The sequence below is a fragment of the Ectothiorhodospira mobilis genome, from assembly GCF_016584115.1.
Lineage (GTDB): Bacteria > Pseudomonadota > Gammaproteobacteria > Ectothiorhodospirales > Ectothiorhodospiraceae > Ectothiorhodospira > Ectothiorhodospira mobilis.
Genome location: NZ_NRSK01000003.1, coordinates 96,906 through 122,355, shown reverse-complemented (window position 1 = coordinate 122,355; position 25,450 = coordinate 96,906). Strand labels below are relative to the sequence as shown.

At 68.8% G+C, this 25,450-nt stretch carries 22 protein-coding genes and 1 tRNA gene; 6 read left to right on the top strand and 17 right to left on the bottom strand.

Annotation, left to right across the window (positions count from 1 at the left end; all coding sequences use genetic code 11):
* The first annotated feature begins 17 nt into the window (after nt 1-17).
* Nucleotides 18-2,660, top strand: a complete 2,643-nt coding sequence (locus tag CKO33_RS02490; RefSeq protein WP_242472425.1) for a sensor domain-containing protein — start codon at nt 18-20, stop codon at nt 2,658-2,660.
* Nucleotides 2,661-2,678: 18 nt separating this feature from the next.
* Here CKO33_RS02490 and malQ read toward each other — a convergent pair whose 3' ends face one another.
* From malQ to glgC, 3 genes are read right to left on the bottom strand one after another with little or no spacing between them, the layout of a single operon-like run.
* On the bottom strand, nt 2,679-4,166 hold the full coding sequence (gene malQ, locus CKO33_RS02485) for a 4-alpha-glucanotransferase (RefSeq protein ID WP_200178984.1): 1,488 nt from the start codon (nt 4,164-4,166) through the stop codon (nt 2,679-2,681).
* A 37-nt stretch (nt 4,167-4,203) separates the two neighbouring features.
* Nucleotides 4,204-5,946: a glycoside hydrolase family 57 protein gene (locus tag CKO33_RS02480; RefSeq protein WP_200178982.1), complete on the bottom strand. Its 1,743-nt coding sequence runs from the start codon at nt 5,944-5,946 to the stop codon at nt 4,204-4,206.
* A complete protein-coding gene (gene glgC, locus CKO33_RS02475; protein ID WP_200178981.1) occupies nt 5,936-7,201 on the bottom strand; it encodes a glucose-1-phosphate adenylyltransferase in 1,266 nt (421 codons plus the stop codon). The genes CKO33_RS02480 and glgC overlap by 11 nt, the downstream gene beginning before the upstream one ends.
* Before the next feature lie 270 nt (nt 7,202-7,471).
* Between glgC and glgB the strand changes: the two genes are divergently transcribed.
* From glgB to CKO33_RS02455, 4 genes are all read left to right on the top strand, one after another.
* Nucleotides 7,472-9,673, top strand: coding sequence for a 1,4-alpha-glucan branching protein GlgB (glgB, locus tag CKO33_RS02470; RefSeq protein ID WP_200178980.1), 2,202 nt, complete (start codon nt 7,472-7,474; stop codon nt 9,671-9,673).
* A gap of 18 nt (nt 9,674-9,691) precedes the next feature.
* Nucleotides 9,692-9,767: transfer RNA gene (locus CKO33_RS02465), tRNA-Ala, on the top strand.
* Between the two features lie 192 nt (nt 9,768-9,959).
* Complete coding sequence (locus CKO33_RS02460) at nt 9,960-10,928, top strand: calcium/sodium antiporter (RefSeq protein ID WP_200178976.1); 969 nt, start codon at nt 9,960-9,962, stop codon at nt 10,926-10,928.
* Nucleotides 10,929-11,047: 119 nt separating this feature from the next.
* Entirely contained in the window at nt 11,048-12,277 is a 1,230-nt protein-coding gene (locus CKO33_RS02455; protein WP_200178969.1) for an META domain-containing protein, read from the top strand.
* A gap of 43 nt (nt 12,278-12,320) precedes the next feature.
* On the opposite strand, the gene CKO33_RS02450 is transcribed toward CKO33_RS02455, so the two are convergent.
* From CKO33_RS02450 to CKO33_RS02385, 14 genes are all read right to left on the bottom strand, one after another.
* Complete coding sequence (locus tag CKO33_RS02450; protein WP_200178968.1) at nt 12,321-13,151, bottom strand: ABC transporter ATP-binding protein; 831 nt, start codon at nt 13,149-13,151, stop codon at nt 12,321-12,323.
* The gene (locus CKO33_RS02445; protein ID WP_200178962.1) at nt 13,144-13,908 is read right to left on the bottom strand and encodes an ABC transporter permease; all 765 of its coding nucleotides are present in this window, start codon (nt 13,906-13,908) and stop codon (nt 13,144-13,146) included. The genes CKO33_RS02450 and CKO33_RS02445 overlap by 8 nt, the downstream gene beginning before the upstream one ends.
* On the bottom strand, nt 13,905-14,843 hold the full coding sequence (locus CKO33_RS02440; RefSeq protein ID WP_200178960.1) for a substrate-binding domain-containing protein: 939 nt from the start codon (nt 14,841-14,843) through the stop codon (nt 13,905-13,907). Before CKO33_RS02440 ends, CKO33_RS02445 begins: the two co-directional genes overlap by 4 nt.
* 126 nt (nt 14,844-14,969) lie before the next feature.
* Complete coding sequence (locus CKO33_RS02435) at nt 14,970-15,938, bottom strand: radical SAM protein (protein WP_200178958.1); 969 nt, start codon at nt 15,936-15,938, stop codon at nt 14,970-14,972.
* 38 nt (nt 15,939-15,976) lie between these two features.
* Entirely contained in the window at nt 15,977-16,318 is a 342-nt protein-coding gene (locus CKO33_RS02430; RefSeq protein ID WP_200178956.1) for a NifB/NifX family molybdenum-iron cluster-binding protein, read from the bottom strand.
* Nucleotides 16,315-17,214, bottom strand: a complete 900-nt coding sequence (locus CKO33_RS02425; RefSeq protein ID WP_200178954.1) for an ATP-binding protein — start codon at nt 17,212-17,214, stop codon at nt 16,315-16,317. Before CKO33_RS02425 ends, CKO33_RS02430 begins: the two co-directional genes overlap by 4 nt.
* Nucleotides 17,211-18,077: a nucleotide-binding protein gene (locus CKO33_RS02420; RefSeq protein ID WP_200178952.1), complete on the bottom strand. Its 867-nt coding sequence runs from the start codon at nt 18,075-18,077 to the stop codon at nt 17,211-17,213. Before CKO33_RS02420 ends, CKO33_RS02425 begins: the two co-directional genes overlap by 4 nt.
* Nucleotides 18,074-18,334 carry a hypothetical protein gene (locus CKO33_RS02415; RefSeq protein WP_200178950.1) on the bottom strand — a complete coding sequence of 87 codons (261 nt, stop codon included), beginning with the start codon at nt 18,332-18,334 and terminating at the stop codon, nt 18,074-18,076. Before CKO33_RS02415 ends, CKO33_RS02420 begins: the two co-directional genes overlap by 4 nt.
* Before the next feature lie 147 nt (nt 18,335-18,481).
* A complete protein-coding gene (gene thiI / locus CKO33_RS02410; protein ID WP_200178949.1) occupies nt 18,482-19,954 on the bottom strand; it encodes a tRNA uracil 4-sulfurtransferase ThiI in 1,473 nt (490 codons plus the stop codon).
* Between the two features lie 28 nt (nt 19,955-19,982).
* Complete coding sequence (locus CKO33_RS02405) at nt 19,983-20,918, bottom strand: YbgA family protein (RefSeq protein WP_200178947.1); 936 nt, start codon at nt 20,916-20,918, stop codon at nt 19,983-19,985.
* Nucleotides 20,915-21,583 (bottom strand): winged helix-turn-helix domain-containing protein, encoded by a 669-nt coding sequence (locus CKO33_RS02400; RefSeq protein WP_200178945.1) that lies wholly within the window; start codon nt 21,581-21,583, stop codon nt 20,915-20,917. The genes CKO33_RS02405 and CKO33_RS02400 overlap by 4 nt, the downstream gene beginning before the upstream one ends.
* A 12-nt stretch (nt 21,584-21,595) precedes the next feature.
* Nucleotides 21,596-22,948: an ATP-binding protein gene (locus tag CKO33_RS13440; RefSeq protein WP_200178944.1), complete on the bottom strand. Its 1,353-nt coding sequence runs from the start codon at nt 22,946-22,948 to the stop codon at nt 21,596-21,598.
* Between the two features lie 5 nt (nt 22,949-22,953).
* Entirely contained in the window at nt 22,954-23,253 is a 300-nt protein-coding gene (locus CKO33_RS02390; RefSeq protein ID WP_200178943.1) for a PepSY domain-containing protein, read from the bottom strand.
* 65 nt (nt 23,254-23,318) lie between these two features.
* Nucleotides 23,319-23,984: a cytochrome b/b6 domain-containing protein gene (locus CKO33_RS02385; protein ID WP_200178942.1), complete on the bottom strand. Its 666-nt coding sequence runs from the start codon at nt 23,982-23,984 to the stop codon at nt 23,319-23,321.
* A 177-nt stretch (nt 23,985-24,161) separates the two neighbouring features.
* Between CKO33_RS02385 and CKO33_RS02380 the strand changes: the two genes are divergently transcribed.
* A complete protein-coding gene (locus CKO33_RS02380) occupies nt 24,162-25,430 on the top strand; it encodes a glycosyltransferase (RefSeq protein ID WP_200178941.1) in 1,269 nt (422 codons plus the stop codon).
* Nucleotides 25,431-25,450: the final 20 nt, after the last annotated feature.

Here is a 25,450-nt window from a genome sequence, read left to right as displayed (position 1 = left end):
AGAACGAACTTGACCGGTTGCGCCAACGGGCCCGGCAGATCCTGCGGGATCACCGTTTCCAGCAGACCCTGGACACCTTCCGGCAGGGCGAGCTGGATCTGGAGGGGCTGCTGGAGGAACTGCACATCTATCATGCCGAACTGCGCCTGCAGCAGGATGCCCTGCGGGAGAGCCGCTACGCGGCGGAAGAGGCCCTCAACCGCTTCACCGCGCTCTACCAGGAACTCCCCATCCCGGTGCTGCGCATCGATCGCAGCGGCTTCGTGCAGGAGGGCAACAGCGCCGCCCACCGCCTCCTCGCCCTGGACCACCGCCTGTTCTCCCAGCTGGCGGAGCGCCCCCACCAGCTCTTTCTGACCCAGGCCCTGCATCGGGCCGCGGAGGACGGAAGGGCCGGCTGCGAAGGGATCCGCCTGCGCCGTCGGGACGGTGGGCCGCTGATCGCCGATCTGAAGATCATCCATCTCCACCACGAGGACCGCCGGCAGAGTGAATACATCTGCAACGTGGTGGACCAGACCCAACTGCGATCCCAGCACGACCGCCTGCTGCAGACCCACGAACGGCTGCGCATCAGCGAGGCCCGCTACCGCCACGTCAGTGCCGTCACCAGCGACGTGGCCTATGCCTGCATCGCCCCATCCGGCGGGGAATACCGCCTGGACTGGATCACCGACTCCATCCGCGGGATCACCGGCCACAGCGTGGAGGAGATGCTGGAACGGGGCTGCCTGCGCCCCCTGGTGGTGGAAGAGGACCGGCCCCTGTTCGACCGGGACATCCTGGCCCTGGAACCGGGGCATGCCTCCAGCGTGGAACTGCGCCTGCGACACAGGGATGGGGGGACCCGCTGGATACGCGCCACCAGCGAGTGCCTGGAGGAGCCCGAGGCAGGCGGCCGCCGGCTCTACGGCGGCTTGATGGACATCACCGAGCAGCGGCGCCGGGAGGAGAAGATCGGCACCCTGGCCCTGGTGGTGGAACAAAGCCCCAGCCTGGTGCTCATGACCGATCGGCGCGGCGTCATCCGCTATGTCAACGCCCGCTTCTGCCAGCGCACCGGCTACACCCGCCCGGAGATCCAGGGGCGCCCCGTCTCGGCCCTGGGCACCCCCGATACCCCGCGGCGGGAATACGCCCGCCTGCGCCGCCGGCTGCGGCGGGGACATGACTGGCAGGGGGAGCTGTGCATCCGCACCCGCAGCGGGGCCCGCCTCTGGGAGGAGGCCCGCATCACCCCGCTGCGGGATGCCCGGGGGGAGATCACCCACTTCGTCAAGATGGCGGAGGACATCAGCGACCGGAAGGACCTGTCCCGGAAGCTCAGTTTCCTGGTGCACTACGATCCCCTCACCGAGCTACCCAACCGCCTGCTCATGCGGGAACGGGTCGAACAGGCCCTGGCCTCGGCGCGCCGCGAGGGATACGGCATGGCCCTGTTCTCGGTGGACGTGGACGGCCTCAAGCTGGTGAACGACTCCCTGGGTCACGCCACCGGAGACCGCCTGCTGCAGGGGGTGGCGCAGCGCCTGCAAACCCTGTTGCGGGAGGAGGACAGCCTGGCACGGTTCGGCGGCGACAATTTCGTCATCCTGGCCGCCCGGCTGGACCAGACCCAGGACACCCTGCGCATCGCCGAACGCATCCACGGCCAGCTCAAGGAACCTTTCCAGGTGAACGGCCATGCCCTGGCCATCACCGCCAGCACCGGCATCGCCCTCTACCCGGAAGACGCCGACGACACCGACGAACTCCTGCGCCGCGCCGACACGGCCCTGCACCGCGCCAAGGCCGACGGGCCGGGGACCTCCCGTTTCTACACCACCGCCCTCAACACCCAGCTGGCGGAGCGTTTCCACCTGGAGCAATCCCTGCGCCGGGCCCTGGAGCGGGACGAGATGCTGCTGCATTTCCAGCCACGCCGGGACATGCGCACGGGGCGCATCGTCAGCCTGGAGGCCCTGCTGCGCTGGCGGCATCCCCGCGAGGGCCTGATCCTGCCCGGACGTTTCATCCCCGTGGCCGAGAGCACCGGCCTGATCCTGGCCCTGGGGCCGATGGTGCTGGAAAAGGCCTGCCGGCAGTTGCAGGACTGGCGGGCCCGGGGCGTGCCGGCGGTGCCGGTGGCCATCAACCTCTCCACCCAGGAGCTCTACACCGAGGACCTGCCCCGGCACATCCAGCAGCGGGTGCAGGCGGCGGGCCTGCCACCGGAACTGCTGGAATTCGAGATCACCGAGAGCACCGCCATGCGCTCCATGGAGGAGGCCACCCACATCCTCGGGCGCCTGCGCACCCTGGGTTTCACCCTCTCCATCGACGACTTCGGCACCGGCTACGCCTCCATGAGCTACCTGAGCCATCTGCCGGTGCAGGGGCTGAAGATCGACCAGTCCTTCGTCGCCCAGATCAACGCCCCCGGGCACGAGGCGGGGGCCGAGGCCACCATCATCAGGGCCATCATCGGTCTGGGACACAACCTGGGTCTGGATGTCATCGCCGAGGGGGTGGAAAACGAGGCCCAGCGCCGTTTCCTCCTGCGCCAGGGCTGCACCCTGGGACAGGGATTCCTGTTCGACCGGCCGCAGCCCGCCGGGGAGATCGAGCACCTGCTGCGCACCGACACCCCTCCCCTGCCCCATCCCTTCGAGCTTCCCTGAAGGCACACCGGCGAAGGATCAGACCCGGCCGTAGAGCGCCATCATCCCCCGCAGCCGACCGGCCAGATCGTCGGGAACCTGGTCCCAGTCGAAGCGCCAGTTCCAGTTATCCCCGGTGGTGCCGGGGACATTCATGCGATGGCGGCCATCCAGACCCAGCACATCCTGCATGGGGACCACCGCCAGGCGGGCCACGGAGGCCAGGGCGCTGCGCACCAACGGCCAGGGCATGGCCTCGCCGGGACGCCCCAGGTAGTCCAGCACCCGTTCCTGGAGGTCTTCCCCACAGGTAGTGAACCATCCCAGGGTGGTGTCGTTGTCGTGGGTGCCGGTGTAGACCACACTGTTGGGTACGTGATGGTGGGGCAGATAGGGGTTGGCGGACCCGCCCTCAAAGGCGAACTGCAGGATCTTCATGCCGGGCAGGCCGTTCTCGTCCCGCAGGGCCTCCACCTCGGGGGTGATCACCCCCAGGTCCTCCGCCACCAGCGGCAAAGCGCCGAAATGCTCCCGCAGGCGCGTGAACAGGGCCTGCCCCGGCCCCGGACGCCAGTGGCCATGGACCGCCGTCTCCTCCTGCGCGGGGATGGCCCAGGAGGCCTCGAAACCGCGGAAGTGATCGATGCGGATCAGGTCCACCATCTCCAGGGCCCCGCCGATGCGCTCGATCCACCAGGCAAACCCCCGCGAGGCCATGGTATCCCAGCGGTACAGGGGATTCCCCCAACGCTGCCCGGTGGAGGAGAAATAGTCCGGTGGCACCCCCGCGACGCAGCCGGGGCTTCCGCTCTCATCCAGGTCGAACAGGGGGCGATGGGCCCAGACATCGGCACTGTCATGGGCCACGAAGATGGGCATGTCGCCGAACAGGAGGATGCCCCGCTCATTGGCGTGGCGTTTGACCGCGGCCCACTGCTGCCGGAAGAGGAACTGCTCGAAGCGATACTGTTCCAGGGCCTGTGCATGGCGGGCACGGGCCTGTTCCAGGGCCGCCGGCTTCCGGTCCCGCAGGGCGGGATCCCAGTCCCACCAGGGGGCGCGGCCGTGTTCGGCCCGCAGGGCCAGATAGAGGGCATAGTCCTCCAGCCAGAAGCCCTGACCGGCCTTGAAGTCCTCGAAGGCCTCGTGGTCGGCCTGGCTGCCGTGGGCTTGGAAACCGGCATGGGCCCGGCGCAGGACGTCACAATGCAGTGGATCCCGCGCCTCCGGTTCCGGCCTCCGATCCTCCAGCCAGCCCCGTTCCGCCAGGTCCCGCAGGCAGATCAGCTGGGTATTCCCTGCATGCACGGACATGCACTGATAGGGGGACCCCCCATCATGGGGCTGGTTCAGGGGCAATACCTGCCACACCGTGATCCCCGCAGCCTCCAGGAAATCCACGAAACGGTGGGCCTCGGGTCCCATGGCGCCCCGGCAGTCCGGGCCCGGCAGGGAGGTGGGATGCAGCAGCAGGCCGGCCCGCCGCCGGTCCAGGATGGGATTGCCCTGGGGATTGTCGTCGGTCACATGACCTCCCGTATGGGGGACCGGACGCCGCGGCGTCTCAGTCCCCGGATTTACGCCCCGGGCGCATGACGCCGCCCGTCGCCGGCTCGCCGCCACCCCGGCTGATGGCCTGGGAGAGTTCCCGGGGCGGATGCTCCCCCAGGAGATGATACAGGCGCGCCAGGTGCAGCCGGTAGAGGCGGTCGAAAAGCCCCACGGTACCGCCGGGGTTGTAGTCCCCGAACCACCAGCACCAGTCGGAGCCCTCGCACACCGCCAGCTGGCGGAGCACCGCCGACTCCTCCTCCCGGGAGAGGCGCCCGCTGCGGCGCACCTCGTCCACCCGCTGCTTGGCCCGGATGAGCAGGTCCCAGCCCCGGTTCTTGTCCGCGTCCCCCACCCAGGTCTCCAGGTTGCCGTAGACCCAGCTTCCGGCCACCACATGGGGCAGGGACTGGCGCGGCGGCCCATCGAGACATCCGCTGAAGGTGGTCAGCTGGATCTCGGGGTGCTCCGCCAGGCGGCGGTAGAGGGCGCTGAGGAAGTAATAGCCGTTGGCGGGGTAATGCTCCCAGGCGTTCTCCCCGTCCAGGATGACACTCACCACCGCGCTGCGGTCCTCGCCGGCGTGGTCCTGTTCCCAGGCGCGGCCGATCTCCTCCAGATGATGGATGAAGTTGGCCACGGCGTCGTCCCCGTGCCAGTCGGCGTAGCGGAAGCCGATGGCATCGGAGAGGCCGTCGTCCCGGAAGAACAGGGTCAGGTCGCTGTCATCGAAGCGGTAGGGTTGATACAGCCAGCGGCGGCTGCCGCTCAGGTCCTCCTCCCCCTGGCGCTGCAGGGAATGGGTGAGCACCCCCTCGCCGCTGGCGGCCCAGCGCAGGCCTTCTTTCGCCAGCAGGTGCAGGGCGGCATCGCTCACCGCCCCCTCCGAGGGCCAGCAGCCCCGGGGACGCTGGCCAAAGATGCGTTCGAAGACCTCCATCCCCCGCTGCAGGTGCCAGCGCGCCCTGGCCTCGCCCCCGGGATAGTCACCGGCCTCGGGGAGCGCGGCCTCGGCCATGGCCTCGCGGGCACTGTCCATGTCCAGCAGCAGGGGCAGGATGGGATGGGCGTAGGGGCTGAAGGCCAGCTCCACCCGGCCCGCCTCGGCGAGGCGGCGGTAGCGGCCCAAGAGCCCCTCCAGCAGGCCCTGGATCACCTCCAGCAACAGACGCCGCTGGGCCGGGGTGAAATCGCGCCCCTGCTCCAGCAGGGAGCGGATGCGGGGATCACTGCGATGCACCGTCTCCCCCAGCCACACCAGGTGATACCAGGTCACCAGATCGAAGAAGAAATTGTCCCCCTGGTAGTCCACGTATTCCGGATGTTCCCGCAGCCAGGTCACCATCTCCGCCAGGACCCGGTAGGGGGCATGGGGGTCGATGAAGCGCCGGCGGTTCGCCCGCACACAGGCCTGGGCCAGTTCCAGCCTCTGGTCGGGGTCCCGGGGCGGGTGCTCTGCCGCCAGCAGGTCCAGGAGGGGATCCCGCGGACGGGTGCCCTCCTGCAGGAAGGCCTTCAGCTGCCCGGCATAGTCCTCGATCTGCTCCAGCAGGATGGGGGCGAAGTTCACCACCGCCCGGGCCCGGGGCTCCGCCTCCAGATGGGCGGCCATGTCCACGTAATCCTTGATGGCGTGGAGATAGGTCCAGGGGAGCGCATAGTGCCCGGTGCGGCTATCGCGGTACTCGGGCTGGTGCATGTGCCAGCACAGCACCAGCTTCACGGCGGGACGTTCGGCGGCGGGATCAGCGCACATGGCGGCTCGGACTGCCCAGCATCTCGGGGGTCACCACGGTCACGCCCCCCTCGGAGACATAGAACCGCTTCGCATCCTCCCGGGGGTCCTGGCCGATGGTGGTGCCCTCGGGGATACGGCATCCCTGATCGATCACCGCCCGGTGGATGCTGCAATGACGACCGATGTCCACGTCCGGCAGCACCACCGAATCGGTGAGACGGGCGTAGGAGTTGACGGTGACGTTGGAGAACAGCAGGGAGTGGCGCACCGTGGAACCCGAGATGATGCAGCCCCCGGAGACCATGGAATCCACCGCCATGCCGCGGCGGTCATCATCGTCGAAGACGAACTTCGCCGGCGGCAGCTGCTCCTGATAGGTCCAGATGGGCCATTTATCGTCGTAGAGGTTAAGCTCTGGGGTCACGCCGATAAGCTCCAGGTTGGCGCTCCAGTAGGAATCGATGGTGCCCACGTCCCGCCAGTAGGCCTGGGTGCCCTTCTGCACGTCGCGGAAGGGATAGGCCATCACCCGGCAGCGCTCGATCACCTGCGGGATCACGTCCTTGCCAAAATCGTGACTGGAACCGGGAGTGTCCGCATCCTGCACCAGCTGATCATAGAGAAAGTCCCGGCTGAAGACGTAGATCCCCATGGAGGCCAGGGCCCGGTCCGGTTTGTTCGGCATGGGCCGGGGCTGGTCCGGCTTCTCGTCGAAGCGCTGCACCCGCCCTTCCCCGTCCACGGCCATCACGCCGAAGGAGCGGGCCGTCTCCAGATCCACCTCCAGGCAGCCCACGGTCATATCGGCCCCGGACTCCACGTGATGGGCGATCATGTCCCCGTAGTCCATCTTATAGATATGATCGCCGGCCAGCACCAGGATGTATTCCGGATCGTGGTCGCGGATGATGTCCAGGTTCTGGTAGACGGCATCCGCCGTACCCTCGTACCAGGAGGTCTCGATGCGCTGCTGCGCCGGCCACAGTTCGATGAACTCGCCGAACTCCCCCCGCAGGAAACTCCAGCCCCGCTGGATATGCTGGATCAGGGAGTGGGATTTATACTGCGTCAGCACCCCCACCTGACGGATGCCGGAATTGATGCAGTTGGACAGGGGAAAGTCGATGATGCGGAACTTTCCGCCAAAGGGCACCGCCGGCTTGGCGCGCCACAGGGTGAGCTGTTTGAGGCGGGAACCCCGGCCCCCGGCCAGGATCAACGCCAGGGTATCGCGGGTGAGACGACTGACAAAGCGCTGGGATTTTGGTTTCATGCGGACCTGCCCTGACCCGGGTGCATGGGTGCATGGTGATGGGCGCGTGGGATCGTTCCCTGAACCGGGGTCAAGCAAACGACCCCGGGACCCTGCCCCGCATCATGCGACGGTTTGGTTTCGATTCTATGACATTTTTCCATGCCCCTGGCATGGACGATCGCCGGAAAGGCCCCTGGCGGCCGCACCGGTCCCCCATTGAAACGGGAACGGGCGATCCGGTTCAAGCGCCCGTATCCTGCAGCCCCTGAAACGACCCAAGGAATCCCCATGCCGGCAAGCATCGAAGAACACCTCGCACGGATCCTCGAGGCCCGTCACCACGACCCCTTCCAGGTCCTGGGGCGACGGGAGGAGGCAGGGGAGGCGGTGCTGCGCGTCCACCTGCCCCATGCCCGGGAGGCCCGGGTGGCCGACCTGGACGAACCCATGACCCCCCTGGGCCCGCACGGGCTGTATGAATGGCGCGGCACCCCCGAACGCCTGCCGCGCCGTCCCCGCATCCGCTGGCGGGATCGCGACGGCGCCCAACGGGAGCAGCATGATCCCTACAGCTTCGACGAACCCCAGCTGCCGGATTTCGACATCCACCTGTTCAACGAGGGCCGCCACTGGCATGCCTACCGCTTCCTCGGCGCCCACCCCCATAGCGTGGACGGGGTCCCCGGGGTGCGCTTCGCCGTCTGGGCCCCGGCGGCGGAACGGGTCTCCGTGGTGGGGGACTTCAACCGCTGGGACGGGCGCTGTCACCCCATGCGGGTGCGGGGCGGCAGCGGCGTCTGGGAACTCTTCCTCCCGGATCTGGCCCCCGGCAGCCTCTACAAATACGAGATCCGCAACCGGGACACCGGGGCCATCCTGCTCAAGACCGACCCCTACGGCCAGCAGTTCGAATTACGCCCCCAGACCGCCGGGGTGGTGCCCCAACCCGTCGACTTTGCCTGGGCCGACCAGGACTGGCTGCACCGGCGGGCCACGGAGGACTGGCTGCACCGCCCCATGTCCGTCTATGAGGTCCACCTGGGCTCCTGGCAGCAGGATGAGGATGGCCATTTCCTGAACTACCGCGAACTGGCCCGGCGCCTGGTGGCCTACGTGCGGGAGACGGGATTCACCCACGTGGAACTGCTGCCGGTCACCGAGCATCCCTATGACGGCTCCTGGGGCTACCAGACCACCGGCTACTACGCCCCCACCAGCCGCTTCGGCTCGCCCGATGACTTCCGCTTCTTCGTCAACCACTGCCATGAAAATGGCATCGGCGTGCTCCTGGACTGGGCCCCGGGGCACTTCCCCCGGGATGCCCATGCCCTCGCCCGCTTCGACGGCAGCGCCCTCTACGAGCACGAGGACCCGCGCCTGGGGGAACACCGGGACTGGGGTACCCTGATCTTCAATTACGGCCGCAATGAGGTGAAGAACTTCCTCATCTCCAGCGCCATGTACTGGGTGGAGGAGTTCCATATCGACGGCCTGCGGGTGGACGCCGTGGCCTCCATGCTCTATCTGGACTACTCCCGGGAGGAGGGCGACTGGCTGCCCAACAAGTTCGGCGGCAACGAAAACCTGGATGCCATCCAGTTCCTGCGGGATCTGAACAGCTCCGTGCAGGGCCGCCACCCCGGGGCCCTGATCATCGCCGAGGAATCCACCTCCTGGCCCCAGGTGACCCGCCCCACCTGGCTGGGGGGGCTGGGATTCGCCCTGAAGTGGAACATGGGCTGGATGAACGACACCCTGGAGTACTTCAGGAAGGACCCGGTGCACCGCCACTTCCACCACGACCAGCTCACCTTCGGCCTGCTCTACGCCTTCACCGAGAACTTCGTCCTGCCCTTCTCCCACGACGAGGTGGTGCACGGCAAGCGCTCCCTGCTGTACCGCATGCCCGGCGATGAATGGCAGCGCTTTGCCAACCTGCGCCTGCTGTACACCTACATGTGGACCTACCCCGGCAAGAAGCTGCTCTTCATGGGCTGCGAATACGGCCAGGGCAACGAATGGGACGCCGCCCGGGGGCTGGAATGGCACCTGTTGCAATACCCCTTCCATGCCGGCGTGCGCCAGCTGGTGGGGGATCTCAACGCCCTCTACACCCGGGAACCCGCCCTGCACCACTTCGACTTCGAATGGCAGGGCTTTGAATGGATCGACTGCCACGATGCCGGGCAGTCGGTGCTCAGCTACCTGCGCAGGGGACCGGACCCGGCGGATGTCATGGTCTGCATCCTGAACTTCACCCCCGTGCCCCGGGAGGGCTATCGCATCGGCGTGCCCGCACCCGGGCGCTACCGGGAGGTGCTCAACTCCGACTCCCAGTATTATGGCGGCAGCAATCTGGGCAACCTGGAGGCCGAGGCCGAGGACATCCCCTGGATGGGGCACCCCTACTCCCTGGTCCTCACCCTCCCCCCCCTGGCGGGCATCGTCCTGCGCCCCCTGGAAGGCTCTGGCCAAGGAGGGAAGGACTGATCTATAATGCAGCGCATCGGGGCGGTAGCTCAGTTGGGAGAGCGCAGCAATCGCACTGCTGAGGTCGTGGGTTCGACTCCCATCCGCTCCACCAGAACGACATCGGTGACCCGATCCAAAAGGCCCCGTGCAGTGCGCGGGGCCTTTTGCGTGGGGCCCAGGAAGCGGTCCGCATCCCACAACCGATCCGGCTTCCCGACCGCGACCCCGCCACCGCTCATGACGCCCTCAGGGTGCAAGGGATAGAATGCGCCCACCCGACCGAACCCCTGGACCCTGATCGACCATGCTCATCCCCTCCCTCGCCGTCCTCCTGGGCCTGATCCTGCTGGTATGGAGCGCCGACCGCTTCGTCGACGGGGCCTCGGCCACGGCACGGCACCTGGGGATGCCGCCCCTGCTCATCGGCATGGTGGTGGTGGGCTTTGGTACCTCGGCCCCGGAGATCGTGGTCTCGGTCCTGGCCTCCCTGCAGGGCAACCCCGGGCTCGCCCTGGGCAACGCCTACGGCTCCAACATCACCAACATCGCCCTGATCCTGGGGGTGACGGCCCTCATCGGGCCCATCGCCGTGCACTCCCAGGTACTGCGCAAGGAACTCCCCCTGCTCATGGCAGTGACCGCGGTGTCGGCCTGGCAGGTCTGGGACGGCCAGATCACCCGCTGGGAGGCGGTGATCCTGCTGCTGCTGTTTACGGTCATCATGGCCTGGAGCATCCGCCAGGGCCTGCGCAAGGGGCCCGATCCCTGGGCGGACGAACTCACCAAGGAACTGAAGAGCCACCCCATGCCCCTGGGCCGCGCCCTGACCTGGCTGGGGGTGGGTCTGGTCCTGCTCATCGTCAGTTCGCGCATCCTGGTCTGGGGGGCGGTGGACATCGCCCAGGGGCTGGGGGTGAGCGACCTGATCATCGGCCTCACGGTGGTGGCCATCGGCACCTCCCTGCCGGAACTGGCCTCCTCCGTGGCCGCCGCCCGCAAGGGGGAGCACGACATGGCCCTGGGCAACATCCTGGGATCCAACCTGTTCAACACGCTGGCCGTGGTGGGGCTGGCGGGGGTCATCGCCCCCATCGCCCCGGGGCCCGAGGTCTTCTCCCGCGACATGCTGGTGATGGCCGGGCTGACCCTCTCCCTGTTCCTCTTTGCCTACGGTTTCCGCGGCCCCGGCCGCATCAACCGCATCGAGGGGGGGCTGCTGGTGACGGTGTATGTGATCTACACCGGCTATCTGGTCTCCATCGCCCTGGGTTGAGCCCCCCAGCCGCTATCCCGGGGCGCCCGGATCGGGGATCATGGGATCTGCGCACCCATGTTGCGCGAGAAGCCCCCGGCCTGAGCCGTGGGGAGGGTGTCCATCCCCTGAGGTCCCCCATGCCCCGTCTATCCCGCCCTGCCCTGGCTATCCTCCTTACCCTGCTGACCGCTTGTGCCCCCGTGGAAAACCGCCAGGTCACGGGTTCGCTCACCTATCGGCCACGGATCGCCCTGCCCCCCGATGCCGAGGTGGGGGTGACCGCACAGGGGGCACTGGAAACCCGTCTGGGGCAATACCGCAAGGCGACGGGAGGCGCCCAGGTGCCCCTGCCGTTCACTCTATCCATCCCGCCGGGTGTGTCGGGGACGCTGCAGGGGGTCATCCGTGTGGATGGGCGCCCCCGCTGGCTAACCGGGGACCTCGGCTTTGAGGCGGGGAGTGCCCCGGTGAACCTGGGCACGGTGATGCTGCAACCGGCCACACCGCTGGACTTCGCCACGCGCTTTTCCTGTGGTGATACCACCGTCGATTTCGGAGTTTTGGACGACCTAGCCACCCTGCGCGTCGAGGACCGTGAACTGCCCATGCGACAGACCCGGGCCGCCTCGGGGGCACGCTACGTGGCCGAAGGGGGCGAGGACACCGTGTTCTGGTCCAGGGGGGATGCCGCCATGCTCAGGCTCCAGGGACGGGATCTGCCGGAGTGCACCCGCATGGATTGGCCCCCTCCCTACCGTGCCTCGGGCAACGAACCCGGCTGGCACGTGGACGTGGGCACGCAGCGGGTGCAGGTGGTGACCGACTACGGTGCACGCACCCGCAGCGCCCCGCGCCCCCCGATCCAGATCCGCGCCGGAGGGTATCGCCTGGACCTGCCCGGGATCCCGGCGATCCTGACCCTGGAGGAGGCCCTGTGCCGCGACAGCGCCACGGGCATGCCCCATCCCCATCGCGCCGTGCTGGAACTTCCCGGGCAACGGCTGCAGGGCTGCGGCGGCGACCCCATGGCCCTGCTCACCGGCGGCACCTGGCGCATCGAGGACGTGGCCGGCGGCGGCAGCATCGACCGCAGCCGGATCCACATCACCTTCGATCCCCGGGGCCGGGTCACCGGCAGCACGGGCTGCAACCGTTTCTTCGGTCCCTATACCCTGACCGGAGAGGGGCTGACCATCGGCCCCCTGGCGACCACCATGATGGCCTGCCCACAGGCCCTCATGGACCAGGAACGCCGCGTCCTGCAGGCACTGGAGGGGGTACGCCGCTTCGACCGGGACGCCACCGGGGCCCTGCGCCTCATGGGGGGATCCGGGGACACCCCCCTGCTGACGGCCCGGCGGCCGTAAGGAGGATATGGGGGCGCGGATCCCCCCGCCACAGAAGGGGGCCCTACGGCATGGCCTCCTCGTCAGAGCTGCGCAGGGATGGACAGGACTCGGAGGAGGCCGGACAGACGGCCGAGGGATGCCCGCCCCGGATGGCCTCCAGCACCCGCTCCTCGAAGCGGGCCACCAGCCCCGGCGGACGCCGCCCCTGCTTGCCGGAGGCGGGATTGCGCAGTTCCGCCAGGGGACGCCCCGGGGTTTGTCCCATCACCAGCACCCGGTCACAGAGATGGGCCACCTCGCGCACGTCGTGACTGACGAAGATCACCCCCAGATCCAGGGCGCGCACCCGGGTACGCACCAGCTCCAGCAGATCGGTCCGGGTGAAATAATCCAGGCTGGAGAAGGGCTCATCCATGAGCAGCAGATCCGGTTCCATGGCCAGGGCCCGGGCGATGCCCACGCGCTGGCGCATGCCGCCGGAGAGCCGCGCAGGATACTGCGCCTCCGCCCCCTCCAGGCCCACGGCATGCAGCGCCTCCAGGGCCCGCACCCGGTCGCGACGCTGCAGCACCAGCTCCACATTACGCAGCGCCGTCAGCCAGGGCAGCAGATTGGCCTCCTGGAACACCATCCCCAGGCGCCGGTACTCGCGGCGGATACCCCCCTCGTCCGGCTGCTCGCGCCCGGCCACCAGACGCAGCAGGGTGGACTTGCCACAGCCGCTGGCACCGCAGATCCCCACCACCTCGCCACGGCGCACCACAAGGTCCACCCCCTTCACCCCCTGACCACCGGGGAAAATGCGGGTCACCCCCTCCAGGGTGAGCAGGCTCGGGGCATCGGACACCCCGTCCTCGAAGGGACAGCGGAATTCGGTCTGCAGGTCACTCATGTCGCAAGCGCCTCTCGATGCGGTGGCGCACCGGGTCGATGAGCAGGTATTCCAGGGCCAGCCCCAGCAGCACGATCCACAGGATGGTGGCGTAGACGTCGTCGATGGCCCCGTAGAGATAGCCGCCCCAGAGGGACTGCCCCAGACCGGCATCACTGGAGAAGGCCTCGGCCATGATGACACTGCGCCAGGCCACCGACAGGGCACTGGAGGCGGCCCCCGCCAGGGTCAAGGCGAGATGGGGCAGGAAGATGTACCACAGCCGCGTCCAGCGGGAGAGGCGGTAGACATGGGCCATGTCCAGCAGCCCCTGGTCCACCTGGGAGATGCCATGGGCGGTGGCCATGTAGACCAGCGGCAGGGCCATGCTCACCCCCACCAGCACGGGGGGGCCGGCCCCGATCCCCAGCCAGAGCACCGCCAGCACCAGCCAGGCGATGTGGGGTGCGGCCTCCACCACCACCACCACCGGATGCAGGGCCCGGCCCAGGGCGGGCCAGCGCCCCACCCCAAGCCCCAGGGTCACCCCGCCCAGCAGGGAGAGGAAGAAGGCCAGCAGCACGTTACGCAGGGTAACGGCCGTATCGGCCCAGAGGGCGCCCTCCCCCAGAAGGGATGCGAGCCGTCCGGCCACGACCCAGGGGGCGGGGAGGATGGCGGCGGGCAGCTGCAGGGCGGCCAGGCTCCAGAGGAGCACCAGCCCCGCCAGGCCCGCCGCCGGGGGCGCCAGGCGCCTCCACGAAGCAGAAAGACTCATCGGCTGAACAGGGCTTCCGGCGCCCGGATACCGAAGACCGAATCCAGATAGCCCTCCATGGACGCACGCTGCTCACGGGGGGAACGCAGATCCCACTGCACCCGCTCCTGAGCCAGCATATCCCGCAGGGCTGCCGCCTCCACGGGCATGTTGAAGAAATCCCGGAAGCCCCGGGCGGCGACACGGGCCGCCTCGGCGTGATGCGCCGGATCACCCAGCCAGGCGGTGACCTGCTCCAGGGCCCGGGTCAGGGCCTGCCGCGCCTCGGGAGACACCTCGTCATGCACCTGCCACAGGGCCCCCAGGGGGATCTCCCCGCCCAGGGCCCCGGCCGGGTCCATACCGACGCGCCAGCGCTGTCCCCAGTCCTGTTCCTCCTGCAGATGCAGGATCAGGCTCACCAGGGGCTCCGGTGCGGCCACCGCCGCCGGGGCCCGACCGGGGGCGCGCATCTGTGCCATCAGGGCCATGCCGCCGCCGCTGCTGCCGAAACGGGCCTCGATCCCCTGCCGTACCAGGGCCTGTTCGGTGACGATATGGGGCGGCGTGGACAGCCCCGGGGCCACCAGCACGCGCTGCCCGTCCAGCCCCGCCAGGTCATGCGTCTGCCCGGGCACCAGCAGATAGATGCCCTGCCACACCCAGGGCCCCACCAGCTGCAGCCCCTCCAGACCGCCCTGCAGGAAGCGCACGCCCCCCACGAGGTTGAAGAAGGCGAAATCCATGCGGCGCCCCACCATCATGGCCCGCATGGCCGAGGGGTCCCCCGCCGGATTGGCCACCAGTTCCAGTTCATGGTCCGGCAGGAAGCGGTCCTGGTACTCCGCCAGGACAAACACCGGCAGGGCGTTGGGGTCGGGGGGCATGGCCACGCGGATGGGATCCGCCGCCAGGGCCGGGGTGAGCCCGCCCAGCAGCACCATCAACAGCGCCATTTGCATCCATCGCACAGGACGCATCATCAGTACTCCCTGAATTGCTGATATTCGGATGCAAATGATAACGCTTTTCAGGATGACGTCAATGCACCCGAACGGGCCCCGCCCAGGGTATGCCCTGATTCAGCCGCCGTGTCCGGACGGCTCCTGCGCCGCCTGTGCATGACGGAGCCGGTAGAACAGCCCACGGGCCAGGCGCACCGGCTCCACGCGGCCGTCCGCCTCCAGGGCGCCCAGATACTTGTTCACCTCGTTGGCATGCAGCCCCAGAATCCCCTCCAGATCCTCCACGGTACAGGGGCGGCGGGCGATGGTATCCAGGATGGCCGACTCGGTATCGCGGCGGTAGGCCGGGCCCTGACGGCGGGCCACGGCGGCGATGATCTCCACCTGGTCCAGGCCCCAGTCCTGCCGGATCCGCTCCAGGGTCTCGGGGGACACCGCCTGCAGGTCGGCAAGGACTCCGGGCCGATCCAGGGTGTTGAGCTGGATGCGGTCCGGGGCGATGCGCACCAGGGCCTCACGCAGCCGCCGCAGGTCCTCAGGGTTGTCGTTGTAGCCCGCCAGGAGCATCACCTCCACCCAGATGCGCCCGGAGAATTCCCGGCGGAAGTCCACCAGCCCCTGGATGCAGTCGTCCAGGCGCACCGCGCGCACGGGGCGATCCATGCGCCGGAAGGTGGCCTCGGTGGCGGCGTCCAGGGAAGGAAGCACCAGGTCCGCCGGCAGCAGTTCCCCGCGGACCTTTGGATCGGACAGCAGACTGCCATTGGTGAGCACCGCCACGGGGATGTCCCGGGACTGGGACTTGATGAACCGGATCACCTCACCGATGCGGCTATTGAGGGTGGGCTCGCCGGAACCGGAGAGGGTGATGTAATCCGGTGCGGGGTTTTCCTCCAGGAAACGCCCCAGTTCCGCCAGCACCTCGTCCACGGGCACGTATTCATCCCGCCGTGCCGTGGGGGTGGTGGTCTTGCCGCACTCGCAATAGACGCAGTTGTAGCTGCAGACCTTGGGCGGCACCAGGTCCACCCCCAGGGACATGCCCAGGCGGCGCGAAGGTACAGGGCCGAACAGGTGTTTGTACATGCAAACCTCGCGTGACTGGAGGTGGAGCAACGCCGCCCTCACTCAAAGCGCTGCAGTTTCCCCGACTTCCAGGCCTCATAGGCCCGTTCCACCGTCATGCCACCGGCGCCGATGAAGGTCTGCACACCGGATCGCTGCAGTACGGAGGCGGCATTGCCACCGGGTCCGTTGCCGGTCACCAGGACCTGCGCCCCCATCTCGAACAGCCTGCGCGCGGTCTGCACCGCCGCGCCGTGGGCCACGCCCTCCACCTGCCGGTTGTCGCAGTGTTCATATTGCCCGCTCTCCTCATCATACACGAGCAGAAAGGCGGTGCGCCCGAAGCGCGGGTCCATGAGGGCATCCGGCGTGGTGCCCTGACTGGTGAATGCGATCTTCATGGGTGATCTCCTGTGCGTTCTGTCTCCAGCAGGGTGCGCAGCCTGGTCCAGCTCTCCTCCAGGGCCCGGGCCAGGGGGCTGCCCTGCTTCTCCACCACGGTGCAGCCCTCCACCATGGCCTCGGTGAAGGCCTCGTCGTAGGGCAGGTCCGCCAGATGGCGGATGCCCGCCTCCTGCAGAAAGGCGTGCACGTGGCGGGTCATCTCCGGGTTCAGATCGGCCTTGTTGACGATGCAGGCGGTGGTCATGTCGAAACGGCGCACCAGGTCGTGCACACGCCGCAGATCATGGAAGCCCGAGACCGTGGGCTCGGTGACGAACACCACGGCGTCCGCCCCGGAGAGGGAGGACATGACCGGACAGCCGATGCCCGGGGCGCCATCCACCAGGATCCATTCCCGACCCTGCTCGCGGGCCGCCTCCCGGGCCTCCTGCTTCACCTTGGCCACCAGCTTGCCGGAATTCTCCGCGCCGATGTCCAGACGGGCGTGGACCATGGTGCCGCCGGTGCGCAGACGGGAGCGGTACCACTGCCCCACCCTGCGTTCCTGGAGCAGGATCGCCCGCTGCGGGCAGACCCGGGCGCAATAGCCGCAGCCCTCGCAGTCCAACTCCCGTATATGGTGATGCCCGTCCACCATATGCACGGCATCGAACCGACAGACCTCGGCACAGATCCCGCATTCGTCGCAGCGCGCGGGATCGATGCGCGCCAGCAGGCCGCTGTGGAAGTCCTCGGCGTGGGCGAAATCCGGCGCCAGCAGCAGATGCAGGTCGGCGGCATCCACATCGCAGTCGGCGGTGATCACCTCCTCGCCCCCCAGCAGGGAGAAGCTGGCCGAGATGGAGGTCTTGCCCGTGCCCCCCTTGCCGGAGATCACGACGATCTCTTTCATGCCGCCCCCTCCTGCTCGATGCGTTGGATGAACTCCGCCACCATTTCCAGCTGGGCGGCCACTTCCGGGACATGGGGATGGATCCGTTCCCCCCGGGCGTAGCACCGGGCCGCCTCGCGGCTGTGGGGCAGGCGCGCCGCCACGGGGATCCCCTCCTGACGGCAATAGGCCTCCACATCGGCATTGCCCAGTCCATGGCGGTTGATCACCACGGCACAGGGCCGCCCCAGGCCACGCACGGTCTCCACCGCCAGCTTCAGATCATGCAGACCAAAGGGGGTGGGCTCGGTCACCAGCAGGACGAAATCGGCGTCCTTCACCGCCTCGATCATGGGGCAGGCGGTCCCCGGCGGGGCATCGCACAGGATCAGGGTATCCCTGGAAAAACGCTCTCCCAGGTAGTCCAGGGTGCGGGCGATGAGGGGTACCGCCTGCTCCTGCCCGATATCCAGACACCCCTGGACCAGATCCAGCGCGCCGGTACGGCGATGGGACAGATCCCCGATCTTCATGGGGGTCATGGGCAGGGCCTCCACCGGACAGAGCTCGGAACAGGCGTAACAGCTGTGGCACAGCTCCCGGAACACCATCACCTCACTGCCGGTCTCGATGAGGGCGTTGAACTGGCACACCTCCTGACAGACCCCGCAGAAGGTGCACTGATCCGCCTCCCAGGACGGGACCATGCGGTGCACCGCCTCCTGATGCACCGTTCCGGCCTGGATGAAGAGACCGGAATTGGGCTCCTCCACATCCAGGTCCGCCAACACCACGGGGCGGTGCTGCGCCAGAAGGTCTGCCAGGTTCACCGAGACGGTGGTCTTGCCGGTCCCGCCCTTGCCGCTGGCGATGGCCACCCTCATGACCGGCCCTGGCGCTTCTCGTTCAACAGTTCCTCGCGGATCATGGTGTGACCGCACTGGGGGCATTTCACCTGGGTGCAGGACATCCCCTGCTCATGGGGGATCCGGGTGCCACACTTGGCACAGATGCACTGACCGCCGGGACCAAAGGCCCCACCCACGTTGCGGCCGAGCCGCTGACCACCGGGACCCGCCCCCAGGCCCCGCCCGCGACCGTAGCCCGTACCGGCCGGACCGGTTCCATCTCCTCTTGGCATGGCGTTCACCTCCTCGACTGGACGCTGCCGCCGGGACCTCTCCCGGCACTGGAGAAGGAGGTTAGTGCACATATGATCATATCGTCAAGCGCACAGCCCCCGGGATGCCACCCCGGCAAGGGAGGCGGCATCCGGAGGCCATGGATCTCAGACGGGGCTGTCCTCGTCCCGGGCGGCCCAGGCCCGCTTCAGCCGGGCCAGGTCGCCGCGAAAGGCCTGGGCGCGGTAGCCGTCGGCCTGCAGGCGCTCGGCCAGCACCGCCGCCTGGGTTCCCCGGCTGCAATAGAGGAGATAGGGATCTTCCCTGGGTAACCGCGCGAAGCCCTCCGCCAGTTCATCGGCGGGATGGCTCTCGGCACCGGGCAGGTGCCATTCCCGGTACTGGCTGCGGGGGCGGCAGTCGAGGATGCGGGCGTGCGCAGGCAGGGTATCGGTGAAGATCCCCGGATCCACCAGTTCCTCGTCGGACAGGGCCAGGAGATCCCGTTCCCGGGCCGTCTCCACCGCGCGGCGGAGCAATGCCCCGTCCAGGCGGGCCTCGTGGTGATCGATGCGGTCCCGGCGGGTGCTCACCACCGGCCGGGCGGTGGTGAGGGCGCAGAACTCGGGGACGCCCTCGGACAGGGCGAAGGTGCCGATCTCCCGGGCCCGGTCCATGATCTCCTGCTTGTCGAAGCCGATGAGGGGGCGCAGCACCGGCAGGTCCGAGGCCGCATCGATGCTGTTGAGGTTGGACAGGGTCTGGGAGGACACCTGGCTCAGGGCCTCCCCGGTCACCAGGGCCTGGGCCTGGATGCGGTGGGCGATGCCACAGGCGGCGCGGTACATGAGCCGCTTGATGAGCACCTGCCACAACTCCTCGGGCAACGTGGCCTTGAGATCCGCCACCGGCTCCCGGAAATCCACCACGAACAGACGCGGACGCGTGCCCGCGGCCCAGCGTTCCGACAGCAGCCGCGCCACCTGCACCACCAGGTGCTCATGGGCGGCCCCGCCCACGTTGCAGAAGACGAAATCCACCGCCGTCCCCCGGCGCATGGCATACCAGGCCGCCACCGCCGAATCGAACCCGCCGGAGATCAGGGCCAGGGCCCGCCCCTGCACCCCCACCGGCAGGCCGCCGGCACCGGGGATGCGGCGGGCATGCAGATAGGCCCCATCCGGCTGCAGCTCCACCCCCACCACCACCTCCGGGTGATCCAGGTTCACCTGACCGGGACCGTCCAGCACCGCGCCGACCCGGCGCTCGATCTCCTGCGTGGAAAAGCGCTGCTCCCCCTGACGCACGCAGCGCACCGCATAGGTACGGCCCCGCACCACCCCGGTGAAGCGCTCCCGGGCCACACGGCAGATCGCCTCCACCTCCCCCGGCACCACCGCCTCCACCGGGGAGAAGGAGCTGATGCCAAAGACCCGGGGAAGCACCTCGGCGGCCATCTCCGGCTCCGGGGTACGCAGCAGCAGACGCCCCTGGTTCACCCGCAGGCTATGGGGGATATCCGCCAGGGCGGCGCGCAGGTTGCGCCGCAGGGCGTTGCGGAACTTGCGCCGCGTGCGCCAGGACTTGAGATGCATCTCCGGTGCCTGACGGATGATGATGGGGAGCGTGCTTTCGGTCATATCGTTCGGGATGGCAGCCGCCCCGGGATCAGCCCCGGGACAGGAGGGACGGGGGACACGGATCCAGGTAGGATTGCCGCCGCACCCAGGCCAGATCCAGCTCGTCGGCCAGGGCGCGCAGGCACGCCAGCACCCGCTGTCTCGGGCACCGGCCGTGCCGGTAATCCTCTATGGTCTCGCGCACCCGCGCCCGGCGCAAGGGATCCAGTCGTCCCCGCAGATGACCGCTCAGGTGCTGCAGGGCGTCCACGTGCCGTCCCCGGGTGGTGGGGCCCGCCAGGGCCGCCATGAAGCGGCGGGTGTACTCCCCGGCCAGGGCCTCCCGTGGCCAGCGACCCGCCTCGGCCACCAAGCGCCCGAGGCGGGTATAGGCCGGTCGGCCGTGCACCAGCAGGAGCATCTTCTCGCGGGCGTGGAAGGCGGCCAGGTCCCCCGGGATCCAGGCCCCTGAGAACAGCGCCCGCAGCCGGGCCCGGGCGAAGAGACGGATGCAAAAGGCCTCCCGCGCCGCCGGGTCCTCCAGGGCGTCCGCCTCCGCCCTCACCGCCTCGGGCCAATCGGTCTTTAGGGCTTCAGCGAACCTCCCCGGGATCGCTTCCCTGCCCCCCATCACCTCCACGGCCAGGCCACAGCTGGGGGAACGGGCCTTGAGCAGGCAGCCGTCCAGGGGGCCTTGCCGCAACCGTTCCAGGCTGCAGGCCACGCCCCGTTCCAGGGCGTCGGTGAAGTCCCGGCCCGAGTCATTGCCCCGCACCCGCAGGCCATCCTTGGGCGCCCATGCCAGGTGCACCGGTTCCCGCGGCACCCCCAGCCCTGCCGAGGTCTCGGGGCAGACCGCCACCAGCGCCACATGCGCCGCCAGATGGGAGACGATCCAGTCCTGCCGCCGGTGATCCCCGTCGTAACGCACGGTCTCCCCCAGGAGACAGTGGGAGACCCCCACCCTGGGAAGCGGCCGATTCATGTATCGGTCTCCAGGACATAGCCCTGGCCGCGGCGGGTGCGGATCCATCCCGGTCCCAGTTTCTCCCGCAGCCGGGCGATGTACACCTCCACCACATTGCTGTCCCGCTCGCTCTCGTATTCGTAGAGGTGTTCCGCCAGGCGGGTCTTGGAGAGCACCTGTCCCGGGTGACGCAATAGATAACGCAGCAGCCGGAACTCCGTGCCTGTAAGGGGCAGACTGCCGTCCCCCTCCGCCGCCACCAGGATCTGTCGGTCTTCATCCAGGTACCAGGGCCCCAGCCGCAGCACCGTCTCCCGGGCGGGGGCGGCGCGGCGCAGCAGGGCATGCACCCGGGCCAGGAGTTCCTCCACATGGAAGGGCTTGCCCAGGTAGTCATCAGCCCCGCGGCGCAGTCCTTCCACGCGCTCGCGCCAGCCGCTGCGGGCGGTGAGGATGAGCACGGGCACGGTGATCCCCGCGGCCCGCCATTGTTGCAGGATCTCCAGACCCGGGCGGTCCGGCAGCCCCAGATCCAGGACGATCAGGTCGAAGGCCTCCTCCGCACCCAGGTGATGACCATCCACCCCGTTGTCCACCCGGTCCACCGCCAGACCCTCCCGTGCCAGACGCGCCCGCAGGCGCGGGCCCAGTTCCGGGTCATCCTCGATGATCAATACGCGCACCCAGACCCTCCTTCAGCCCTTCAGGGATTCTTCGTCATGGCCGGGCAGCGGCAGGGTGAACTCCACCCGCAACCCTCCCAGGTCCACGGACTCGTGGTAGCGGATGTCCCCGCGATACTGATCGACGATGTCCTGCACGATGCCCAGCCCCAGTCCATGGCCGCCCCCCTCGTCCAGCACCGCCCCGGTCTGCCCGAGCCGGGCGCGGCGTCCGGCAGGGACACCGGGGCCGTCGTCCTCGATGATCCCCTCCAGGGTGTGCCGCGGCGAGAGCCACAGCCTCACCCGCACCCGGGAGGCCGCCCAGCGCCAGGCGTTGTCCAGGAGATTGCCGAAGAGCTCCAGCATGTCCTCGCCGTCCAGGGGCAATACCCCTTCGGGGGCCTCCAGATCCAGGGTCACGCCGCCGCCATGGATCCGTTCCAGAACCTCGGTCAGGGACCGCAGTTCCCCGCGCACCTGGAAGCCGGCCCCGGGATGGTCCTTGCCCGCCAGCCGGGCGCGGCGCATCTCCCGCTCCACGGTACCCGTCATGGCATTCATCTGGGTGCGCAGGGCCCGGCCCATGGCCGCATCCCCCCGTGCCTCCAGGTCATCCGCCAGCTGCCCCAGGACCGCCAGGGGGGTCTTCAGGGCATGGCTCACATTCCCCAGGGCGCGGCGGCTGCGGTTCAGGCGCAGACCATGATGGCGCACGAGGCGGTTCACCGCCTGCAGCACGGGGGCGATCTCCCGGGGGGCATGATCGTCCACCGGGCAGGCCTCCCCCGTCTCCAGGCGACGGCAGGCGGCCACCGCCGCATGCAACGGACGCAGCGAACGGCGAATGACCCAAAGCTGCAGGGCCAGGACCAGCCCCACCACCGCCACGGTGGCCCAGAGGAAGCGACGCTGCCAACGGGCCACGGCGTCCGCCAGGGGGCCCACCTCCTCGGCCACGGAGAGGGTCACCCGCCGCCCGTCGATACGGTAGGAGCGGGTGAGCACCACCAGGGATTGCTCCAGGGGACCCGGTACCCGGGTGACCCGCCGGTCGCCCACGGACACATCCGGCGTCTCCAGATCCTCGTCCCAAAGGGAACGGGAGCGCACCACCCCGCCGGGTCCCTGGATGCGGAAGTAGTGTCCCGACAGGGGGGCAGTGTAGGCCAGTCCCAGGACGGTCCCGAATTCGGCGGGGGGACGTCCGCTCTCCAACAAACGGGCATAGAGGGTATCCAGGTCATGTTCCAATCCGGACACCACATGCCCCTGCACCAGGGTGGACAGGGTGACCCGCAGGACCGCCGCCTGGGCCAGCACCAGGGCCAGCAGACAGGCGGCGGCCAGCAGGGTCAGCTTCAGCCGCAGGGAGAGCCTACGCACCGTGATCAGTCACCGGGATTGCGGCGCCGGTGCTGCAGCAACTCGCCGGTACCGGCGTCCATATAGAGCTTGTGCAGAACCCCGTCCGCGTCCAGGATCTTGAGCTCATAGACATGGCGGCCCCCTTCCCGTTCCAGTTCCGCCTCAATGAACTCGCCCCGGACCACCTGCCCCGCCCGTTCCAGCATCTCAGCCATGGGCAGGATCTCCCCGCTGGCGCGCAGCTCCAGGATACGGTCATGTTCCCTGCGGTCATCCCCATGGGACACAGCAGGCAAGAACATGGCCGTGGTCAGCAGAAGCATGGACAGAATCTTCACGATCCCCAAGGCATGCCTGGCGTGTGCTCCAGTACATTCCCAAACCCGATTCATGACCGTTCCTCCTGCGTATCTTCGTCGTCCACCTGCTTGCGCCCGGTGATCATCCCGGCCACCAGGTTCTGCCCCTGCATCAGGCTGCCCAGGAGCACACCAGCCAGATGGACCAATACCAGAGCCAGGGTGAGATTGGCAAAGAATTCATGGATCTCTTCCCAGTCCCGGCCACCGCCCTGTGCGTGGCCTTCCTCTTCATGGTCCTCATCATGATCATGATCCTCATATGCATCGTTCACATAGCGGATTTCAGACTCCTGCTCCCCGGCCACGATCCCGGCCAGGGGACCGGCCGACTCCTCGGCCGCCAGCGTCGCCATGCCACTGACGGTCAATCCGATGAGGCTCAGGAACAGGAGCACGTACACCCATCCCGCCAGTGGGTTATGGCCGGCTTCACGTTTCATCCGCCCCTGCAGCATCTCCCGGACATGGGCCATGACCTCGCCCGGGGGGCGCACGAAATCGCTGAAGCGGGCATGCCGCGGTCCGATGAATCCCCAGACGATGCGGACCCCCACCAGGGTCAGGGCTGCATAACCCGCCAGTACATGGGGCTGGTGTTCCGTGAACCAGGCCACGGCGAAGGCCGCTGCCAGCCCCCAGTGGAACAACCGCACCAGCGGATCCCAGACCTGTTGCTCTGTGGTCGCATGCATATTCCTGTACTCCTTCTCATGGGCTTGTCACACGCGGATCATTATGAGAGGAGAAACTGAAACGAACCTGAAAGACCCGGGAAACCTCCCGGCGGCTATGGACGGTGGGCCCGGTTCCGGTAGGATCACCGGGGCCGGCCGCCGGCCTTCCAACCCATCCCAGCCACGGAACGCCCCATGCGCCATTGCGACCTGACCCTGGCCTACACCGAGACCAGCGGCGGCATCCGCACCTACATCGACGCCAAGCGCCGGCACATCCAGCGGCACACCGACGACGAGCACGTGCTCATCGTGCCGGGGGCCGAGGACCGCATCATCCGGGACGGACGGCTCACCCGCATCGAGATCCGCTCCCCCCGCATCCCCGGCTGCCATCCCTACCGTTTCTTCACCCGTCCCCACCGGGTGCTGCAGGCCCTGCGGCAGACCGCCCCGGACACAGTGGAACTGGGGAGTTTCTTCACCTGCCCCTGGGCCGCCTTCCGCTACCGCGCCGCCCGCCGGCGCGCGGGCCGGCCCGTGGTGGTGTCGGCCTACTTCCACACGGACATCGCCAACGCCTACGCCGGCGCACCGGTGGCCCGGGCCCTGGCCGGGCTGCCGGGGCACTGGGGGCGCCGCATGGGGGGCATCGCGGAGGCCGCGGCCCGGCGGCTCTTCGGGGGGATCTTCCGCCGCTGCGACCTCACCCTGGCGGCCACGGCGCAGCAGGCGGACCGGTTGCGGCAATACGGCATCACGGGCACCCACATCCTCCCCCTGGGGGTGGATACCGGGCTGTTCCATCCCCGGCACCGGGACCCGGACTGGCGCACGGCCCTGGGGGTGGGCCCGGAGGATCTCCTGCTGCTCTACTGCGGCCGCCTGGACGGGGAAAAGGATGTGCTCACCCTGGCCCGGGCCTACGCCCACCTGCAGCAACGGGTTCCCGCCGGTGGACCGGGTTTCATCCTGGCCCTCATGGGGGCGGGACCCCACCGCCCGGCCCTGGAGGCCCGGGCCCGGGACCTGCCGGGGCTGGTGCTGCTGGACTACGAGGCGGACCGCAGCGCCTATGCCCGTGCCCTGGCCAGCGCCGATATCTACGTCACCGCCGGTCCCCACGAGACCTTCGGCCTGTCGGTGGTGGAGGCCCAGGCCAGCGGCCTGCCAGTGGTGGGGGTGGACGCCGGCGCCCTGCGGGAGCACGTGCGCCCCGACCGGGGTCGCCTCGCCCCGGTGGGGGACGCCGCTGCCCTGGCCGGATACATCCTGGAGGTGGCCGGCCAGCACCGGCAACTGGGGGCCGCCTCGCGGCGCTACATCCAGGAGGCCGGCTACGCCTGGGATCAGACCCTGGACCGGCTGCTGGCCCTCTACGCCGGGGCCCTGGATCTCCGCCCCGCCGCCCGCTCCAGGCCCGGACCTCGTGGGGAGGGGGCCTGGGACGGCGCCCGTCCCTGACCCCTTCACTGTGTAGGGAA

Coding starts and splice junctions, on each gene's coding strand:
- CKO33_RS02435 (WP_200178958.1), bottom strand. CDS start 15,938: ATGTACAAACACCTGTTCGGCCCTGTACCTTCGCGCCGCCTGGGCATG.
- CKO33_RS02380 (WP_200178941.1), top strand. CDS start 24,162: ATGCGCCATTGCGACCTGACCCTGGCCTACACCGAGACCAGCGGCGGC.
- CKO33_RS02440 (WP_200178960.1), bottom strand. CDS start 14,843: ATGGCGCTGTTGATGGTGCTGCTGGGCGGGCTCACCCCGGCCCTGGCG.
- thiI (WP_200178949.1), bottom strand. CDS start 19,954: ATGACCGAAAGCACGCTCCCCATCATCATCCGTCAGGCACCGGAGATG.
- CKO33_RS02480 (WP_200178982.1), bottom strand. CDS start 5,946: ATGTGCGCTGATCCCGCCGCCGAACGTCCCGCCGTGAAGCTGGTGCTG.
- glgB (WP_200178980.1), top strand. CDS start 7,472: ATGCCGGCAAGCATCGAAGAACACCTCGCACGGATCCTCGAGGCCCGT.
- CKO33_RS02420 (WP_200178952.1), bottom strand. CDS start 18,077: ATGAGGGTGGCCATCGCCAGCGGCAAGGGCGGGACCGGCAAGACCACC.
- CKO33_RS02385 (WP_200178942.1), bottom strand. CDS start 23,984: ATGCATGCGACCACAGAGCAACAGGTCTGGGATCCGCTGGTGCGGTTG.
- CKO33_RS02460 (WP_200178976.1), top strand. CDS start 9,960: ATGCTCATCCCCTCCCTCGCCGTCCTCCTGGGCCTGATCCTGCTGGTA.
- CKO33_RS02455 (WP_200178969.1), top strand. CDS start 11,048: ATGCCCCGTCTATCCCGCCCTGCCCTGGCTATCCTCCTTACCCTGCTG.
- CKO33_RS02415 (WP_200178950.1), bottom strand. CDS start 18,334: ATGCCAAGAGGAGATGGAACCGGTCCGGCCGGTACGGGCTACGGTCGC.
- CKO33_RS02405 (WP_200178947.1), bottom strand. CDS start 20,918: ATGAATCGGCCGCTTCCCAGGGTGGGGGTCTCCCACTGTCTCCTGGGG.
- CKO33_RS02425 (WP_200178954.1), bottom strand. CDS start 17,214: ATGAAAGAGATCGTCGTGATCTCCGGCAAGGGGGGCACGGGCAAGACC.
- CKO33_RS02445 (WP_200178962.1), bottom strand. CDS start 13,908: ATGAGTCTTTCTGCTTCGTGGAGGCGCCTGGCGCCCCCGGCGGCGGGC.
- CKO33_RS02450 (WP_200178968.1), bottom strand. CDS start 13,151: ATGAGTGACCTGCAGACCGAATTCCGCTGTCCCTTCGAGGACGGGGTG.
- CKO33_RS02390 (WP_200178943.1), bottom strand. CDS start 23,253: ATGCTTCTGCTGACCACGGCCATGTTCTTGCCTGCTGTGTCCCATGGG.
- glgC (WP_200178981.1), bottom strand. CDS start 7,201: ATGAAACCAAAATCCCAGCGCTTTGTCAGTCGTCTCACCCGCGATACC.
- CKO33_RS02430 (WP_200178956.1), bottom strand. CDS start 16,318: ATGAAGATCGCATTCACCAGTCAGGGCACCACGCCGGATGCCCTCATG.